The 17,476-nt window shown below is 70.0% G+C and carries 13 protein-coding genes and 2 pseudogenes; 6 read left to right on the top strand and 9 right to left on the bottom strand.

The annotated features are described in order from the left end of the window. Nucleotides 1–2: 2 nt before the first annotated feature. The 3 genes from AQI94_RS07470 (at nt 3) to AQI94_RS07460 (ending at nt 2,765) form a co-directional block, all read left to right on the top strand. Complete coding sequence (locus tag AQI94_RS07470) at nt 3–644, top strand: DUF6230 family protein (RefSeq protein ID WP_031059188.1); 642 nt, start codon at nt 3–5, stop codon at nt 642–644. Nucleotides 645–832: 188 nt separating this feature from the next. Beyond that, nucleotides 833–1,441, top strand: coding sequence for a DUF6114 domain-containing protein (locus AQI94_RS07465; protein WP_031059190.1), 609 nt, complete (start codon nt 833–835; stop codon nt 1,439–1,441). Further along, nucleotides 1,431–2,765: a hypothetical protein gene (locus tag AQI94_RS07460; RefSeq protein WP_031059192.1), complete on the top strand. Its 1,335-nt coding sequence runs from the start codon at nt 1,431–1,433 to the stop codon at nt 2,763–2,765. The genes AQI94_RS07465 and AQI94_RS07460 overlap by 11 nt, the downstream gene beginning before the upstream one ends. A gap of 220 nt (nt 2,766–2,985) precedes the next feature. On the opposite strand, the gene pyk is transcribed toward AQI94_RS07460, so the two are convergent. The 3 genes from pyk to pta all read right to left on the bottom strand — a co-directional run bounded on the left by pyk (nt 2,986) and on the right by pta (nt 7,796). Further along, entirely contained in the window at nt 2,986–4,413 is a 1,428-nt protein-coding gene (gene pyk / locus AQI94_RS07455) for a pyruvate kinase (protein WP_031059194.1), read from the bottom strand. Nucleotides 4,414–4,503: 90 nt separating this feature from the next. Then, a complete protein-coding gene (locus AQI94_RS07450) occupies nt 4,504–5,709 on the bottom strand; it encodes an acetate kinase (RefSeq protein ID WP_031059196.1) in 1,206 nt (401 codons plus the stop codon). Continuing rightward, nucleotides 5,706–7,796: a phosphate acetyltransferase gene (gene pta, locus AQI94_RS07445; protein ID WP_031059199.1), complete on the bottom strand. Its 2,091-nt coding sequence runs from the start codon at nt 7,794–7,796 to the stop codon at nt 5,706–5,708. The genes AQI94_RS07450 and pta overlap by 4 nt, the downstream gene beginning before the upstream one ends. 196 nt (nt 7,797–7,992) lie before the next feature. On the opposite strand from pta, the gene AQI94_RS07440 reads away from it, so the two are divergent. Then, nucleotides 7,993–9,018, top strand: a complete 1,026-nt coding sequence (locus AQI94_RS07440; protein ID WP_031059201.1) for an ATP-dependent 6-phosphofructokinase — start codon at nt 7,993–7,995, stop codon at nt 9,016–9,018. A 15-nt stretch (nt 9,019–9,033) separates the two neighbouring features. On the opposite strand, the gene AQI94_RS07435 is transcribed toward AQI94_RS07440, so the two are convergent. Next, nucleotides 9,034–9,738: a helix-turn-helix domain-containing protein gene (locus AQI94_RS07435; protein WP_107064350.1), complete on the bottom strand. Its 705-nt coding sequence runs from the start codon at nt 9,736–9,738 to the stop codon at nt 9,034–9,036. 187 nt (nt 9,739–9,925) lie between these two features. Here AQI94_RS07435 and AQI94_RS07430 point away from each other — a divergent pair, with 187 nt between their 5' ends. Then, nucleotides 9,926–10,375, top strand: a complete 450-nt coding sequence (locus tag AQI94_RS07430) for a PPOX class F420-dependent oxidoreductase (RefSeq protein ID WP_199814403.1) — start codon at nt 9,926–9,928, stop codon at nt 10,373–10,375. A gap of 503 nt (nt 10,376–10,878) precedes the next feature. Further along, a pseudogene (locus tag AQI94_RS45505) lies at nt 10,879–11,064 on the top strand (MFS transporter); the annotation flags it as partial. Nucleotides 11,065–11,104: 40 nt separating this feature from the next. Here AQI94_RS45505 and AQI94_RS07425 read toward each other — a convergent pair. The 5 genes and pseudogenes from AQI94_RS07425 to AQI94_RS07405 form a co-directional block, all read right to left on the bottom strand. Next, a complete protein-coding gene (locus tag AQI94_RS07425) occupies nt 11,105–11,932 on the bottom strand; it encodes a carbohydrate ABC transporter permease (protein ID WP_031059783.1) in 828 nt (275 codons plus the stop codon). A 4-nt stretch (nt 11,933–11,936) separates the two neighbouring features. Continuing rightward, nucleotides 11,937–12,797, bottom strand: a complete 861-nt coding sequence (locus AQI94_RS07420) for a carbohydrate ABC transporter permease (protein ID WP_031059785.1) — start codon at nt 12,795–12,797, stop codon at nt 11,937–11,939. After that, a complete protein-coding gene (locus AQI94_RS07415; RefSeq protein ID WP_031059787.1) occupies nt 12,794–14,161 on the bottom strand; it encodes an extracellular solute-binding protein in 1,368 nt (455 codons plus the stop codon). Before AQI94_RS07415 ends, AQI94_RS07420 begins: the two co-directional genes overlap by 4 nt. Before the next feature lie 113 nt (nt 14,162–14,274). Next, the gene (locus AQI94_RS07410; RefSeq protein WP_031059789.1) at nt 14,275–14,964 is read right to left on the bottom strand and encodes a response regulator; all 690 of its coding nucleotides are present in this window, start codon (nt 14,962–14,964) and stop codon (nt 14,275–14,277) included. 883 nt (nt 14,965–15,847) lie between these two features. Continuing rightward, a pseudogene (locus tag AQI94_RS07405) lies at nt 15,848–17,465 on the bottom strand (sensor histidine kinase); the annotation flags it as partial. Nucleotides 17,466–17,476 lie beyond the last annotated feature (11 nt).

The following is a 17,476-nucleotide window of genomic DNA, read 5'->3' as shown; positions in this document are numbered from 1 at the left end:
ATATGGAGTCCCAGGTGCGTGGCGGGACAAGATGGAAGCGGTTCGCTGTGGTCATGGTGCCCAGCGTCGCCGCGGCCGCCGCGGTGGGCGTCGGGCTTGCGCAGGGTGCGCTCGCCGCGTCGTTCAGCGTGTCCGGCCAGCAGTTCAAGGTGTCTGCGGACGAACTGCACGGCACGGGCTTCGCTCAGTACGGCGGTATAGACACCGTCTACAAGCAGGTCGACGGCAAGGAAAAGACCCAGGTACCGGTGGCGATCTCGTCGTTCGACGACGCGACCATCACCAAGATGTGCCAGTCGGTCAAGACCACCATCCCCATCATCAACAAGACGTTCTACCTGCGTCTTGACGCGGGTGGTGGCAAGACGCCGGTCTCGGCCCACAACCTCTACATCGATGTCGCTGACCTCCAGGCCAACGCGGAGTTCACGAACATCGACATCGGCGTCGCGGTCAAGGACAAGACCCGCGGTCCCGACGTGAAGGCCGGCGAGAACGTGCTGCCGGGCGGCTTCGCCCAGCAGGCGGAGAAGGCCGACCTCTACGACGTCAAGCAGACGGCCTGGGCCACCACGGCCGGCACGTTCAAGCTGAGTGGTCTGTCGATGAAGCTCGGCGCGGACGCCAACATGGAGTGCTACTGACGGCTCCGGAGCCGGGATGTCCTGAGAGCGGCTGAGCCGCCCTCAGGGGGGCGGTGGAGCGTTCGCTTCTCCGCCCCACCCGGCCGACCGTGCCCAGGGCACCCCCCCTACAGACTCAGACTTTCCGGCTTCTCCACGCCCACGGCCGAGCCGGTACGAACTTCCACCGGACCCAGGGAGCTTTTTCCATGAGTGCCGAGACTCCGGTCCAGACTGCCGGGACCTTCACCCGGCTGCGTCTGCGATTCCGCGCCTGGCGGGGCAACCGGCCGTTCTGGGCGGGCCTGTTCACCCTGCTCGGTGGGGTGCCGATCGCCTACTTCCCGTACGCCACGTTCAAGCTGGGCACCATGTCGATCGCCATGGCGACGACCGCGGGGGCCGGCTCCCTCATCATCGGCGTACTGCTGGTCACTCTGGGCCTCACGATGTGGTTCCAGCAGGCCACCCGCGTCTTCGCCGGTGTCGCCGCGATCGTCCTGTCCCTGGTGTCCCTGGTGGTCTCCAACATCGGCGGCTTCATCCTGGGCTTCGTGTTCGCGCTGATCGGCGGAGCGCTCGCGGTCTCCTGGGCACCTGGAGCGCCGCCCCGGCCGCAGCCGCTGGACGAGGGCGGGACGCAGGGCAGTGCGCCCCAGGGCGCCGACCCCGACACCGCGATCCTCAGGCCCGTGGTGGACGAGCCCGGAGCGGCGTACCCGGCGTCGGAGCCCGGTCGTGACGGATCGTCGGACCGGACGCCCGAGAGCGCCTGGGCCGGGGGCGACGACGCGAACGGGGGGTACCGTGTCGGCTGAGAACCTTCATGGCGAGGGCTCCGCGGTCGCGGCGGAGGTCAGAACGGGCCCCCGGCACGCGGCGCCGAAGAAACCGCTGTTCAACAGGTTCCACATGCCGGCCGGCAAAGCGATAGCCATGGCGGCTATGCCGACGGCCGTCCTCATGGGCATCGGGTTCACCCCGACGCTGGCCCTCGCCGACGACGCGCCGACCGCGAAGAGCCTGACGGCGGACGAGTACAAGGACTGCATCGCGGCACTGGACGGCAGCGCCTCCCCGTCCGCCTCGGCGAGTTCCTCGCCCGACTCCGACGACGCCACGGCGACACCGTCCCCGTCCGCCACCTCCGGCTCGGGCTCCGACTCCGGCTCGGGCTCCGGCGATTCCTCTTCGTCGGATTCAGGTTCCGACGACAAGGCCACGCCCACCCCCACGCCCTCGGCGTCCGCCTCCGGGAGCAAGGCGGAGAGCAACTCCTCCTCGGACTCCTCCGGCTCCGACACCGCCACGGCGTCCCCCTCGCCCTCCGCGAGCGACGACGGCAACCTCCTGACGGACATCGGCGACGCGCTCACCGGGATCTTCACGGGCGGCTCCGGCTCCAGCGGTTCGTCCAGCGCCACGCCGACGCCGACCCCCTCGGCCTCGGCGTCCAAGAGCGCGGACGACAGCGCGGGTGACACCGCCGGGAAGACCACCGAGAAGGTCACCGACACGGTGAAGGACACCGTGAAGGACACGACCGACAAGGCCTCCAAGGCGACCGAGGACACCACCAAGGCCGTCCAGGACGCCACCAAGGCGGCGCAGGAGGCGGCGGCCGACGCCACGGCCTCCCCGAGCCCCTCGGCGAGCTCCAGCACGGACCCCGAGGACTGCCCGGCGGCCACGGACGAGGTGGGCGACACCGAGCCCGGTATCACGGTGGCGGACAAGGCCTGGACTCTGAAGGCCAGTTCGCTGTTCCTCAAGGGCGCCGACTACCAGGGGGTCGTCAAGGTCAAGACCGCGAGCGGTCAGACCAAGAAGGTGCTGAAGTACGTCATATCCGACGGCACCGACATCGGAGACCTCCACCAGATCGTCACCGAGCACGGCAAGACGTACCACGTGCAGGCGGCCAAGGGCTCGACGTCCAAGATCACCGGCGGCAAGACGACGATGTACACCGAGAGCATCTCCGGCAACCTGCTGGGGCTGATCCCGATCACGTTCAGCCCGGACAGCCCCCCGCCGCTGAACATCCCGCTGATCTACTTCACCAACGTGACGGTCCAGCAGGCGGCCCAGTACGGGGGGACGCTGAACGTGCCCGGGATGCACCAGTACAGCGAGGGCTGACCCACGCCCCTCACGAACCCATCCGGGAGCCGCAGAAAGACTGTGCCCCGCCGGCCCGTTCCGGCGGGGCACAGTCGCGCCCACGACATCCTGCCGAGCGCACCCCGAGAGCGCAGTACCTCGGGCAGCATCGGCTGACCCTCCGACCCCGAGGACGCCGGAGGGCGCCCCCTGGGGCAGGGGGCGCCCTCCGCGCCGTACGAGGAACTACGAGGAACTTCTACTGCGCGGTGCCTCCGATGTGGTGCACGCGGAGCATGTTCGTGGTGCCGGCCACGCCGGGGGGCGAGCCGGCGGTGATGATGACGATCTCGCCCGGGTTGAAGCGGTTGATCTTGGCGATCTCCTGGTCGACCATGTCGACCATCTCGTCCGTGGTGTTCACGAACGGCACCACGTGCGACTCCACGCCCCAGCTGAGGGTGAGCTGGTTGCGGGTGTTCTCGTCGGTGGTGAAGGCGATGATCGGCTGCTGCGCGCGGTAGCGCGACAGACGGCGGGCGGTGTCGCCGGACTGGGTGAAGGCCACCAGGCCGCGGCCGCCGAGGAAGTCGGCGATCTCGCAGGCCGCGCGGGCGACCGAACCGCCCTGCGTGCGCGGCTTCTTGCCCGGGACGAGCGGCTGCAGGCCCTTGGAGAGCAGCTCCTGCTCGGCCGCGGTGACGATCTTCGACATCGTCTTCACGGTCTCGATCGGGTACGCGCCGACGGAGGACTCCGCCGACAGCATGACCGCGTCCGCGCCGTCCAGGATCGCGTTGGCCACGTCGGAGGCCTCGGCGCGGGTCGGGCGGGAGTTGGTGATCATCGACTCCATCATCTGGGTCGCCACGATCACCGGCTTGGCGTTGCGGCGGCACAGCTCGATGAGGCGCTTCTGCACCATGGGGACCTTCTCGAGCGGGTACTCGACGGCCAGGTCACCGCGGGCCACCATGACGGCGTCGAACGCCATCACGACGTCCTCCATGTTGTCCACCGCCTGCGGCTTCTCCACCTTGGCGATGACGGGGACCCGGCGGCCCTCCTCGTCCATCACGCGGTGGACGTCGTCCACGTCCTTGGCGTCCCGCACGAAGGACAGCGCGACCATGTCGCAGCCCATGCGCAGCGCGAAGCGGAGGTCCTCGACGTCCTTCTCGGACAGCGCGGGCACGTTGACCGCAGCGCCGGGCAGGTTGATGCCCTTGTGGTCGGAGACGACACCGCCCTCGATGACGATCGTCTTGACCCGCGGGCCGTCGACGTCCAGGACCTTCAGCTCGACGTTGCCGTCGTTGATGAGGATCTGGTCGCCGCGGGAGACGTCACCGGGCAGGCCCTTGTAGGTGGTCCCGCAGATGGTCCTGTCACCCGGGACGTCCTCGGCGGTGATGACGAACTCGTCACCGCGCTCCAGCTCGACCGGACCCTCGGCGAAGGTCTCCAGGCGGATCTTGGGGCCCTGCAGGTCGGCGAGGACACCGATGGCCCGGCCGGTCTCCTTGGACGCGGCACGGACGCGGTCGTACCGCCCCTGGTGCTCGGCGTGCGAGCCGTGGCTGAAGTTGAAACGGGCCACGTTCATGCCGGCTTCGATCAGCGAGACCAGCATCTCGTGGGAGTCGACCGCGGGGCCGAGAGTACAGACGATTTTCGAACGGCGCATGGGGCGATCCTATCGGTTTGTTTCGCTGCGGAATATTCCGTCTGGCGGAAGATACAAATGGGCGGGGACGCGCTCAGTTGCGGTTACTGCTCAGTTGCTTTCTTCGACCAGTGCGTAGGTCTGTGTCGCGATTTCCAATTCCTCGTCCGTCGGCACCACGGCCACCGCCACCCGGGCGTCCGCCGGCGAGATCAGTCGCGGCTCGTCGCTCCGTACGGCGTTCAGCGCGTCGTCCACCGCCAGGCCCAGGGACTGCAGGCCCGCCACGGCGGCCTCGCGCACCGATGCCGCGTTCTCCCCGACGCCGGCCGTGAACGCGATCGCGTCCACCCGGCCGAGCACCGCGTAATAGGCGCCGATGTACTTCTTCAACCGGTGAATGTAGATGTCGAATGCGAGCTTCGCCTGTTCGTCACCCTCGTCGACCCGGCGGCGGATCTCCCGCATGTCGTTGTCCCCGCACAACCCGATCAACCCGCTCTTCTTGTTGAGAAGAGTGTCGATCTCGTCCGTGGACATTTTGCCAACTCGCATCAAATGGAAGATGACGGCGGGATCCATGTCCCCCGAGCGCGTACCCATCACGAGTCCCTCCAAAGGCGTCAGCCCCATGGAGGTGTCCACGCACCTGCCGCCCCGCACGGCGGACGCGGACGCGCCGTTGCCGAGATGCAGCACGATCACGTTCACCTCTTCCGGCGACTTCCCCAGCAGCTCGGCCGTCGCCCGGGACACGTACGCGTGCGAGGTGCCGTGGAAGCCGTAGCGCCTGATGCGGTGCGCGTCGGCGGTCTCCACGTCGATCGCGTAGCGCGCCGCCGACTCCGGCATCGTGGTGTGGAACGCGGTGTCGAAGACGGCTACCTGGGGCAGGTCCGGGCGCAGCGCCCGCGCGGTGCGGATACCGGTGAGGTTGGCCGGGTTGTGCAGCGGGGCGACCGGGATCAGCCGCTCGATCTCGGCGAGCACGGCCTCGTCGATGACCGTCGGCTCGGTGAAGGTCTTGCCGCCGTGCACCACGCGGTGGCCGATCGCGGCCAGCTCCGGGGAGTCCAGGCCGAGCCCGTCCTTCGACAGTTCCTCCGCCACGGCCTTCAGCGCCGCGTCGTGGTCCGCGATCGGGCCGGTCCACTCGCGGGGTCCGCCCCCCTGGGGCGTGTGCCGCAGCCGGGAGCCCTCCTCGCCGATGCGCTCGACGAGCCCCACCGCCAGCCGGCTGCTGTCCCGCATGTCGAGCAACTGGTACTTCACCGACGAGGAGCCGGAGTTGAGGACGAGGACGCGGGTGGCACTCACAGCTGGGCAGCCTTCTCGGTAGGGATCTGAGCCTGGATCGCGGTGATGGCGACGGTGTTGACGATGTCCGAGACGAGGGCGCCCCGGGACAGGTCGTTGACGGGCTTGCGCAGGCCCTGGAGCACCGGGCCGACCGCGATCGCGCCGGCCGAACGCTGCACGGCCTTGTAGGTGTTGTTGCCCGTGTTGAGGTCCGGGAAGATCAGAACCGTTGCCTGCCCGGCCACGTCCGACTCCGGCAGCTTGGTCTCCGCCACGGTCGGCTCGACCGCCGCGTCGTACTGGATCGGCCCCTCGATCTTGAGGTCGGGCCGCCGCTGCCGTACCAGCTCGGTGGCCTCGCGCACCTTGTCGACGTCGGCGCCCGAGCCGGACGTACCGGTGGAGTACGACAGCATCGCGATCCGCGGCTCCACCCCGAACTGCTCGGCCGTGGCCGCCGACTGGATGGCGATGTCGGCGAGCTGCTCGGCGTCGGGGTCGGGGTTCACGGCACAGTCGCCGTACACCAGCACCTTGTCGGCGAGGCACATGAAGAAGACCGACGAGACGATGTCGGCGTCCGGCTTCGTCTTGATGATCTCGAAGGCCGGACGGATCGTCGCCGCCGTGGAGTGCACCGACCCGGACACCATGCCGTCGGCGAGCCCCTCCTGGACCATCAGCGTGCCGAAGTAGTTCACGTCGGAGACGACGTCGTAGGCCAGCTCGACCGTGACGCCCCGGTGCGCCCGCAGGGCCGCGTACTTCTCGGCGAAGGCGTCGCGCAGTTCGGAGGTCGCCGGATCGATCAGCCGGCAGTCGCCGAGGTCGATGCCGAGGTCGGCGGCCTTCTTGCGGATCTGGTCGACCGGGCCGAGCAGCGTCAGGTCGCAGACCCCCCGGCGCAGCAGGACCTCGGCCGCGTGCAGCACGCGCGGCTCGGTGCCCTCGGGGAGCACGACCCTGCGCTTGTCGGAGCGGGCCGTCTCCAGGAGCTTGTGCTCGAACATCATCGGCGTGAGGCGGTCGCTGCTCGGCGCGGAGACCCGGCCGGCGAGCTCGGCGGTGTCGGCGTACCGCTCGAAGAGACCGAGCGCGGTCTCCGCCTTGCGCGGGGTGGCCGCGTTCAGCTTGCCCTCCAGCGCGAAGAGTTCGGCGGCGGTGGGGAAGCTGTTGCCCGCCACCGACAGCACCGGGGTGCCCGGGGCGAGGCGGGCGGCGAGGGTGAGGACCTCGTCGCTCGGCACCTCGTTCAGGGTGAGCAGCACACCGGCTATCGGCGGGGTCCCGGCGCTGTGCGCGGCGAGCGAGCCGACGACCAGGTCCGCGCGGTCGCCCGGGGTGACCACCAGGCAGCCCGGGGTCAGGGCGTTCAGGAAGTTCGGCAGCATCGCGCCGCCGAACACGAAGTCCAGCGCGTCCCGGGCCAGCCCGGAGTCGTCACCGAGGATCACCCTGGCCCCCAGGGCCTGCCCGATCTGGGCGACGGTGGGCGCGGCCAGGGCGGGCTCGTCCGGCACGACGTAACAGGGCACCGGCATCCGGCCCCGCAGCCGCTCGGCGATCTCGTCGCGGTCCTCACGGCCCACCCGGTTGGTGACCATGGCGAGCACGTCGCAGCCCAGGCTGTCGTAGGCCCGGTAGGCGTTGCGGGTCTCGGCGAACACCGACTCGGCGGGCTGTGTGCGGCCGCCCACGACCGGGATCACGGAGGCGCCGAACTCGTTGGCGAGGCGGGCGTTCAGCGCGAGCTCGTCCGGGAGCTGGGTGTCGGCGAAGTCGGTGCCGAGGACCAGGACGACGTCGAAGTCGCGGGCCACCAGGTGGAAGCGGTCTACGAGGGTGGAGACCAGCTCGTCGGTGCCGCGCTCGGCCTGCAGGGCGGAGGCCTCGTGGTAGTCGAGACCGTAGACGGTGGCGGGGTCCTGGGAGAGCCGGTAGCGGGCACGCAGCAGTTCGAAGAGCCGGTCGGGGCTGTGGTGCACCAGCGGTCGGAACACCCCCACCCGGTCGACCTGGCGGGTCAGCAGCTCCATGACCCCCAGCTCGACGACCTGGCGGCCGTCGCCGCGGTCGATCCCGGTCACGTACACGCTGCGGGTCACGCGTGATCTCCCTCTCTCGCACGGGCAGGAAAACAGGACATGAAAATTGCCCACCGAGGTGAGCGGAAACCCTCTTGACAGTACCCCGGTCGGTCTATAAGGCGCCCGTCAGCACGGGATGCGACGGTGCTCTGCGGGACGTGAAAGAATCGGGACAGGCTCACCGGTATCAACAGCGAGCAGGAGACACAGCACGATGCGCATCGGAGTTCTCACCGCAGGCGGCGACTGCCCCGGCCTGAACGCCGTGATCCGGTCGGTCGTGCACCGCGCGGTCGACAACTACGGCGACGAGGTCATCGGCTTCGAGGACGGCTACTCCGGCCTCCTGGACGGCCGCTACCGCGCCCTCGACCTGGACAGCGTCAGCGGAATCCTGGCCCGCGGCGGCACCATCCTCGGCTCCTCCCGCCTGGAGCGGGACCGGCTGCGCGAGGCGTGCGAGAGCGCCTCCGACATGATCCACGAGTTCGGCATCGACGCGCTGATCCCGATCGGCGGCGAGGGCACCCTCACGGCCGCGCGCATGCTGTACGACGCCGGTCTCCCGGTCGTCGGCGTCCCCAAGACGATCGACAACGACATCTCCTCCACCGACCGCACCTTCGGCTTCGACACCGCGGTCGGTGTCGCCACCGAGGCCATGGACCGCCTCAAGACCACCGCCGAGTCCCACCAGCGCGTGATGGTCGTCGAGGTCATGGGCCGGCACGCGGGCTGGATCGCCCTGGAGTCCGGCATGGCCGCCGGCGCCCACGGCATCTGCCTGCCCGAGCGCCCCTTCGACCCGGCCGACCTGGTCAAGATGGTCGAGGAGCGCTTCGCCCGCGGCAAGAAGTTCGCGGTGGTCTGCGTCGCCGAGGGCGCCCACCCGGCCGAGGGCAGCATGGACTACGGCACGGGCGAGATCGACAAGTTCGGCCACGAGCGCTTCCAGGGCATCGGCACCGCCCTGGCGTACGAGCTGGAGCGCCGGCTCGGCAAGGAGGCCAAGCCGGTCATCCTCGGTCACGTCCAGCGCGGTGGTGTCCCCACCGCCTACGACCGGGTCCTCGCCACCCGCTTCGGCTGGCACGCGGTGGAGGCCGCGCACCGGGGCGAGTTCGGCAGGATGACCGCGCTCAAGGGCACCGACATCGTGATGGTGCCGCTCGCGGAGGCGGTCACCGAGCTCAAGACGGTCCCGAAGGACCGGATGGACGAGGCGGAGTCGGTCTTCTAGACCCGGAGGGCGGTCCTACGGCCGTCCCTCCACCGCGTCCCAGAACCGCGCCACGATCTCGTCCAGGAACTCCTGGCCGGCCTCGCCGGAGCGTTCGCCGCCCCCGCCCCAGCTCAGGGTGGACACCATCTGCCCCTGGTACTGCCGGTGCAGATCCATCAGGGTCTCCTCCACCAGGCGCCGGTCCAGGGGCACGATCTTCGCCACCTGGCGGACGTAGGCCTGCCAGCGGGTGCTGACCGCGCCGCGCAGGCATTCGGCGAGCCGTCTCTCGCGTCCGGTGACGGCGACGAAGTCCGGCAGGTCCAGCTCCAGCAGCTCGGCCAGGGCGGCGGACTGGCGGTCGGTGCCGCGCCACTCGTCCTGCTCCTCCATGCCGAGGTAGGCGAGCAGTTCCAGCCCCACGGCACGGGCCACGTCCTCGGGGGCGATGCCCCGCGCGACCCGGTGTTCGCGCAGGGTGCGGGGGCGGCCGATGAGTTCACCGGGGGAGCACCACAACACGCCCGAGAGAGCGGTGAGTTCCGGACTGGTGGGGCAGACGATCCCGCGCTCCCAGGCGAGCACGAGATCCGGGGTGACGTAGGGGAGCCCGTACGAGACGCGCAGCCCGTAGGCCACGTGCTCGGGACCCATGCCGAGAGCGACACGGAGTCTGCGGGCGGTGAGGTTGTCGAAGGGCGGTCCGGGCTGGTTCGGCAGGGCGGGGGGTCGGCGCACGGCCCACAAGCTAGGGGCGCCGGAGTGCGGTGACTACGGTCTGTTCGGCCAGGATCACGGATTGTAGGAAGCTACGGTTTCGCTCGTGGGTTCGGGCTGTCCGAAGATCGTCTGTCGGTGGCGCGGACACGGTGGCGAGGATGGCGCCGGGTGCCCGGACGGGTGGCCGGAAAGAGGTGCGATCTTCGTGTACGAAGTGAATGGCAAGGTAGAGGGGCATATTCGCGAGCGCCTGCTGGCGCCGAACTTCTGGCACCTCGCGACGGTCGGTCCGGACGGCGCGCCGCAGGTCTCGCCCATGTGGGCGGACCTCGAAGGTGAGTACGTGATGGTCAACACCGCGATCGGACGTGTGAAGGAGGAAAACCTGCGGCGCAATCCGAACGTTTCCCTCTCCCACCACGACCCCGAGAACCCCTACGACCGGGTCGAGATCCGGGGCCGGGTGGTGCGGTTCGTGGAGGGCGAGGAGGCGGAGCGCTCCATGGACCGGCTCACCCGGAAGTACATCGGCGAGGACCGGTACCCGTGGCTGCTCGCGGGGGAGCGGCGGGTGATGCTTCTGATCGAGCCGGTACGGGTGCGCAGGGTGGTGGGGGTGGAACCGTTCCGTCCCGGGGTGCTGCCCGAGGAGTGACGGCGCACTGTGTCCGGGGCCCTGGCTTTGACCTTGACCTGCCGGTTGGGCGGCTCGGCGACGGGGCCGCACCCCGGAGAACCCGGCCGACACCGACACCGACACCGACAGCCGGCCCGCGCCGCGGAACGCGCCCATGGCCAGGGCGGAGCGGGGCTGCGGGGGGTGTTGGGGGCTGACGTGTGGGCGTGCGCCCGTGCTCGGGACCGGTCGGGGGTCGGGCTGTGCGGGGTCGTGGGCTGCGCCGGGGCTGGTGGTTGGGCGTGTGGGGGAACTTGGGCGCGGTGTGCCCGGGGCGGGCTGTGTCGAGGCTGGTGTGTGGGCGTGCGCCCGTACTCAGGGTCGGCCCGGGGTGGGCTGTGCCGGGGCTGGTGTGTAGGGGTGTGCCGGACTCGGGCGCGGTGGGCGCGAAGCGGGGCTGTGTGAGGCCGTGGGCTGTGTCGAGGCTGGTGTGTGGGGGTGTGCCGGGACACGGGCGGCGGTGTGGCTGAGGTGGTGGGCTCGGCTGGTGTCTGGTCCAGCTGACCCTGAACGCGGCCTTCGCGGCGGTCGCGGCGGCCGTGCCGGGCCGGGTGCCACGGCTTCAGCGGGGCGCGGTTGGCGGCTGGATCGGGGCGGCGCAGATCCTCGGCGCGGTCGTCGGCACCGGGCCGGCGACCGCGGCGGGCGGGATCACGGCGGGCTGTGCGGGGTGGGATTGGTGATCAGGCCTTGGCCGTCACGGGCACGTCATCCCTTGACCGCCCCGCCCAGTGCGAAGCCTCCCCGCAACCGCCGTGCCACCAGCACGTACAGCAGGATCACCGGGGTCGAGTAGACGATCGAGAACGCGGCGAGCTGGCCGTAGGCCACCATTCCGCGGTTGCCGAAGAACTCGTTGATGCTGACGGACGCCGGCATCTGGTCCGGGGTGAGCAGGAGCATGAACGGGACGAAGAAGTTGCCCCACATCATGACGAAGGAGAAGACGGTCACGACCGCGACTCCGGGGCCCATGAGGGGCAGCACGATCCGGACGAGAGACTGGAGGGAACCCGCGCCGTCCGTCCAGGCCGCCTCCTCCAGTTCCTTCGGTACTCCGTCCATGAAGTTCTTCATCAGCCAGATGGAGAAGGGGAGTTGGGAGGCGGCGAAGAACAGGATCGTGCCCTGGAGGGTGTCGATCAGGTCGACCTGCACGAAGAGGGCGTAGACCGGAACCATGATCGCCGTGATGGGCAGACTCGTCGCGAAGAGGATCGACAGCAGGAACGGCCGGTTGAGGCGCGAGCGGAAGCGGGACAGCGGATAGGCCGCGAGGGCCGCGCAGACCACCGTCAGCAGGGTCGCCCCGCCGCACAGGATCAGGCTGTTGAGCAGCGGGGTGAAGGTGATCTCGTCGGTCAGGATCGCGTCGAAGTTGTGCAGGGTGATCCCGTCGGGGACCTTCACCCTGAGGTCGGCGTGCGGGTCCAGCGCGGACAGGACCACCCAGGCGAGCGGCAGCAGGAAGGCGGCGGCGAGCACCGACAGGCCCGCGTCGGCGGCCAGTCGGCGGTTGCGGCGGCGGTCGGACACGGCCTCAGACCTCCGTCCGCAGCAGGCGCATGTAGACCACCGAGAACAGCGAGCCGACCAGGAGCAGCAGCAGGGCCACCGCCGTGCCGTAGCCGATCATGCTGTTCTGGAAGGCCTGTTCGTACATGAACAGGGGCAGCGTCTGGCTCCTGTCGCCCGGACCGCCCCTGGTCATCACCCAGATCAGCCCGAACACCGACAGCGTCTGCAGGGTGTTGAGCATCAGGTTGGTACCGATGGACCGCCGGAGCATCGGCAGGGTGATGTGCCACATCCGGCGCCAGCCGCCCGCTCCGTCGACCTCGGCGGCCTCCGTGATCTCCTTCGGGATCTCGTTCAGCGCCGCCGTGTAGACCAGCATCGAGAAGGCCGTGCCCCGCCACACGTTCGCGAAGGACACCGCCAGGATCGGCAGCGTGAACAGCCAGTTCTGGGAGGGGAGATGGAGCAGGTCGAGCAGGGCGTTCAGGGTGCCCTCCTTGCGGAAGAAGGCGTAGAGCAGAAAGCCCGCGACGACCTCGGGGAGCACCCACGCCGTGATGACGATGCCGCCCGTGAGTGTGCGCACGGGTTTCGAGGCGCGCTGCATCAGCGAGGCGAGGGCCAGGCCCAGCGTGTTCTGCCCGAGCAGCGAGGACACGACCGTGAACACCAGCGTCAGCCATACCGCGTTGAGGAACTCCTCGTCCCGGAAGGCCGTACGGAAGTTCTCGAAGCCGACGAAGGACGACTGTGCCTGGCCGGTCAACTGCAGGTCGGTGAAGGCGATCCAGGCGCAGTAGGCGATGGGGCCGGCGAGGAACAGGAGCAGCAGGACCAGCGCGGGAGTGACGGGGAGGGCGCGGGCGAGGGAGCGCGGGTTCACTTCTCGATCACTTGGTCGTCCGTGGCCTCCTTGAGTGATGCGTCGTACCCCTTGACCGCCTCCTCGACGGACATGTCACCCGTGGTCACGCCCTCCATCGCCTCCTGGATCGCGGTGGAGACCCTCGGATACGCCGGGTACGCGGGCCGGTAGTGGGTGCTCGCGACCAGGTCGGTGAAGAACTTGATGCCGGGCTGGGCCTTGGCGTACGCCGGGTCCTCGGCCACGTCCTCGCGTACGGCGATACCCGAGTTGGCGACGTACCACTTCTGCGCGTTGGTCTTGGTCTGCATGGTCTTCACGAACTCGAAGGCGAGGTCGGGGTTGCCCGCCTTGGCCGGGACCGCCCAGGTCCAGCCGCCGGACATGCTCACCTTGCCGGGGGCCTGACCGTGCTGGGTCGGCATGTACGCGAGCCCCAACTCGCTGGACCACTCGGGCCATTCGTGGCCGCTGCCGGGCAGCCAGTCCTGCGGGAGCCAGGAGCCGTCCAGGTCGATGCCGAGCTTGCCCTTGGGCAGCAGGTCGCCGCGGACGATGGTCTGGATGTTGGGGTCGAGGGCGGTGGAGACGTCCGGGCCGAGCTTCTCCCGGTAGACCGTCTCGACGAAGGAGAGGGCGTCCTCGAAGCCCTGGCTGCCGGCGATCCACTTTTTGGCGGAGTCGTCGTAGAGCCGGTCCTCGGTCCCGTAGAGCAGCATCTCGAAGCCCTGCATGGTGGCGGCCTCGCCCGCGGGTTTGCCGGTGTAGACGTTGAGGGGCGTGACGTCCGGGACCCTGCGCTTGATGGTGCGGGCGGCGTCGAGGACCTCGTCCCAGGTCTTCGGCTGCCAGTCGGCGGGCAGGCCGGCCTTGGCGAAGATGCCCTTGTCGAACCAGAGCCCGCGGGTGTCCGTGCCGTCCGGGACGCCGTACGTCTTCCCGTCCTCGGCCTTCGCCGCGGCCTTCGCGGTGTCGATGAACCGGTTCCAGTCCGGCCACTTGGCGAGATAGGCGTCGAGCGGCTTCAAGTACCCGCTGGTGATGTCGGAGTTGATGAGGAAGGTGTCCTCGTAGACCAGGTCGGGCGCCGTCTTCGCGGAGCGGAGCATCTGCTGGAGCTTGGTGTAGTACTCCGAGTCCGGGGCCTTGATCGGGACGAGCTCGACCTTCTTGCCCGGGTTCGCCTTCTCGAACTGCTTCTTGATGTCCGCGAGATAGTCGTCCATCACATGGATCGAGTTGTCCGTGGACTGCTTGAACGAGATCCTCACGGTGTCCGGGTCACTGCCGGAACCGCCGCCGCATGCGGTGAGGGCGGATGCGGTGAGGGCGAGGGCGGTGGCGAGTAAGGCGGTCCTTGCGGCGGTGGGGCGCACGGGCATGACCTCCTGCGGGCTCACGTCGTTGTGGCGCGGGGTGGTTGCCCGGTGACCGTAGGAGGAGTGGTCTAGTCAGGTCAATGAGCGTGCACGGCTTGGCCGTTGCGGGCCCGGGCCTACTGCTGCCCCTTGACCCACCGGTACTGCAGCTCCGGTCGGCCCACCGTCCCGTACTGCGGACTGCGTGCCGCCCGGCCGGCGTCGACCAGGTGCTCCAGGTAGCGGCGGGCGGTGATCCGCGAGATGCCGACCACCTCGGCCAGGCCGGTCGCCGTGAGCCCCTCCGCGCAGTCCCGCAGGGCCACCGTGACCCGCTCCAGGGTCGGCGAGCTGAGCCCCTTGGGCAGGGCGGCCGGGCCGGGCGCCCGGAGCGTGGCCAGCGCGCGGTCCACCTCGTCCTGACCGCTCGCCTCACCGGCCGACGCGTGGAACTCCGCGTACCGGATCAGCCGGTCGCGCAGGGTGGCGAAGGTGAACGGCTTCAGCACGTACTGCACGACCCCCAGCGAGACGCCCTCGCGGACGACCGTCAGATCCCGGGCCGACGTCACCGCAATCACGTCCGCCTGATGCCCGGCGGCACGCAGGGAACGGGCCAGCTGGAGGCCGTGCCCGTCCGGCAGGTGCAGATCCAGCAGGAGCAGGTCGACGGCGGTGCGGTCCAGCAGACGCCGTGCCTCGGCACCGGTGTGGGCCTTGCCGACGGCAGTGAAGCCGGGGACCCGGTTGACGTACAGGACATGCGCGTCGGCGGCGACCGGATCGTCCTCGACGACCAGGACACGTATGGGCTGCTGCGTGGTCATACATCGCCTCCGGGGACCGTGGCACCGTCGGGGACCGGGGGGCCGAGGGGGGTCGGGGGGCCATCCGGGGGCGTGGCGTTTCGGACGGCCGGGGAGCCGTTCCGGTTCTTGGCGGGTTTCGGGACGGTGGTGCTGTCGGTGGTCGTGGACCCTGCTCGGTTCGAGGGGGCTCCCGGGACCGTGGCGTCGGGGACGGTCGCAGAGTATGCCGGGCTCGTGGAGCTTTCCGGGGCCGTGGTGCCGGCGGTGCCGGCGGTGCCCGCGGGAGCTGCGGTGCCTGCGGGGGCTGCCGGGTCTGCGGGGTCTGCCGGGCTCGTCGGGCCCTCCGGGACCGTGGTGGGTCCGGTGGTCGTGGTGTCTCCCGCTTCCCCGGGACCCGTGGTGACTTCGGTGGTCGTGGGGTCTCCCGCGCTCTCGGCACCCGCGGAGCTTTCGCTGGTCGTGGGGCCTCCCGCGCCCTCCGGGACCGTGGCGCTTTCGCTGGTCGTGGAGTCTTCCGCCGCTTCCGGGACCGCGGTGCTTCCGGTGGGCGTGAACTCTTTAGCGCCCTCGGGGTCAGCGGTGCTTCCGGTGGTCGTCGAGGCCCCCGCTTCTCCGGGGCCTGTGGTGCTTCCGGTGGTCGTGGGGTCTTCCGCTTCTCCGCGAACCGTGGTGCTTCCGGTAGTCGTGGAGTCCCCCACTTCCTCGGGGCCCGTGGTGCTTCCGGTGGTCGTGGACTCTTCCGCGCCCTCGGGGTCAGCGGAGCTTCCGGTGGTCGTCGAGGCCCCCGCTTCTCCGGGGCCTGTGGTGCTTCCGGTGGTCGTGGGGTCTTCCGCTTCCCCGGCGCCCGTGGCACTTCCGGGGCTGTCGGTCCGGTTTCCGGCGGGGAGGCGTAGCTCCTGGCTTCCGAGGGGCAGTCGTACCTCGAACTCGGCGCCGCCCCCCTCCGCCTCCGTCACGGTCAGTGTTCCCTTGCAGCGGTTGACCGTCTGGCGCACGAGTGCGAGGCCCAGTCCGCGCCCGCCGGGCCCCGCAGGCTTGGTCGAGAAGCCGCGCTGGAAGACCGCCTCGGCGTGCGCCGGGTCGACGCCCGCGCCGGTGTCCGAGACCCGCAGGACCAGCCCGCGGCCCGCCGAGTCCGCCGTGCCGGCTGCCGCGTACGCCGTCACGGTCACCCGCGCCCGCACGCTGCCCTGCGCCGCGTCCACCGCGTTGTCGATGAGGTTGCCGAGGATCGTGACCAGGTCCCGGGCGGGCAGGGTCTCCGGAAGCAGCCCGTCGTCCAGGCGGCTGTCCTCCGAGACGACCAGCTCCACGCCCCGCTCGTTCGCCTGCGCGGTCTTGCCCAGCAGCAGGGCGGCCAGCACGGGCTCGCCGACCGCCGCCACGACCTGGTCGGTCAGCGCCTGCGCCAGCTCCAGTTCGGCGGTCGCGAAGTCCACCGCCTGTTCCGCACGGCCCAGTTCGATCAGGGAGACGACCGTGTGCAGTCGGTTCGCCGCCTCGTGGGCCTGGGAGCGCAGAGCCTGGGTGAAGCCGCGCTCGGAGTCCAACTCGCCCATCAGGGACTGGAGTTCGGTCACATCGCGGAGGGTGACCACGGTCCCGCGCTGCTCACCGCCGGAGACCGGGGAGGTGTTGACGACCAGGACCCGCGTGGACGTCAGATGGACCTCGTCGACCCGCGGCTCCGAGGAGAGCAGCGCTCCCGTCAGCGGCGCCGGCAGCCCGAGGTCCGCCACCGACCGCCCGATCACCTCGTCCTGCGAGGACACACCCAGCAACTCCCGCCCACCGTCGTTGATCAGCGCGACACGGTACTGCCCGTCCAGCATCAGCAGCCCCTCGCGCACCGCGTGCAGGGCGGCCTGGTGGTAGTCGTGCATCCGGCTGAGCTCGGCCGCGTTCATGCCGTGGGTGTGGCGGCGCAGGCGGGCGTTGACGACGTACGTGCCGACGGCGCCGAGCGCGAGAGCGCCGCCCGCGACCGCGAGCAGGGCGGTGAGCTGGCCCTGCACCCGTTCACTGATCTTCTCGACCTGTATACCGGCGCTGACCAGGCCGATGACCTTGCCGTCGTCGTCCTTGACCGGGGTGACCGCCCGGACCGAGGCGCCGAGGGTGCCGGTGTAGGTCTCGGTGAAGGTATATCCCTTGAGCGCGCGCTCGGTGTTGCCGAGGAAGTGCTTGCCGATCTGGTCCTTGTCGGGGTGGGTCCAGCGGATGCCCTGCGGGCTCATGATCGTGACGAAGTCGACCTCGGTGTCGGCCATGACCCGGAGCGCGTACGGCTGGAGTTCGACCGTCGGCTTCGGCGTGCCGATCGCCTCCCGCACGGACGGCGAGTCCGCGACCGCCCGCGCCACCGCCCTGGCCTGAACGCGCGCCGCTTCCTCGGCCTGGCCCCGGTCACTGACGTAGGTGAACAGCGCGTACCCCGCCACGACCACCGCGATCAGCACGGCCTGCATGGCGAAGAGCTGGGCCGCGAGGCTCCGGGGTCTCGGTACGGGGATGCGCATGATGTCAGTCT

The sequence above is a fragment of the Streptomyces pseudovenezuelae genome (assembly GCF_001513955.1).
Taxonomy (GTDB): Bacteria; Actinomycetota; Actinomycetes; order Streptomycetales; family Streptomycetaceae; genus Streptomyces; species Streptomyces pseudovenezuelae.
The sequence above is the reverse complement of the archived record's forward strand: the minus strand, read 5'-3'. Positions and strand labels throughout refer to the sequence as shown.

Coding starts and splice junctions, on each gene's coding strand:
- AQI94_RS07470 (WP_031059188.1), top strand. CDS start 3: ATGGAGTCCCAGGTGCGTGGCGGGACAAGATGGAAGCGGTTCGCTGTG.
- AQI94_RS07465 (WP_031059190.1), top strand. CDS start 833: ATGAGTGCCGAGACTCCGGTCCAGACTGCCGGGACCTTCACCCGGCTG.
- pyk (WP_031059194.1), bottom strand. CDS start 4,413: ATGCGCCGTTCGAAAATCGTCTGTACTCTCGGCCCCGCGGTCGACTCC.
- AQI94_RS07440 (WP_031059201.1), top strand. CDS start 7,993: ATGCGCATCGGAGTTCTCACCGCAGGCGGCGACTGCCCCGGCCTGAAC.
- AQI94_RS07415 (WP_031059787.1), bottom strand. CDS start 14,161: ATGCCCGTGCGCCCCACCGCCGCAAGGACCGCCTTACTCGCCACCGCC.
- AQI94_RS07410 (WP_031059789.1), bottom strand. CDS start 14,964: ATGACCACGCAGCAGCCCATACGTGTCCTGGTCGTCGAGGACGATCCG.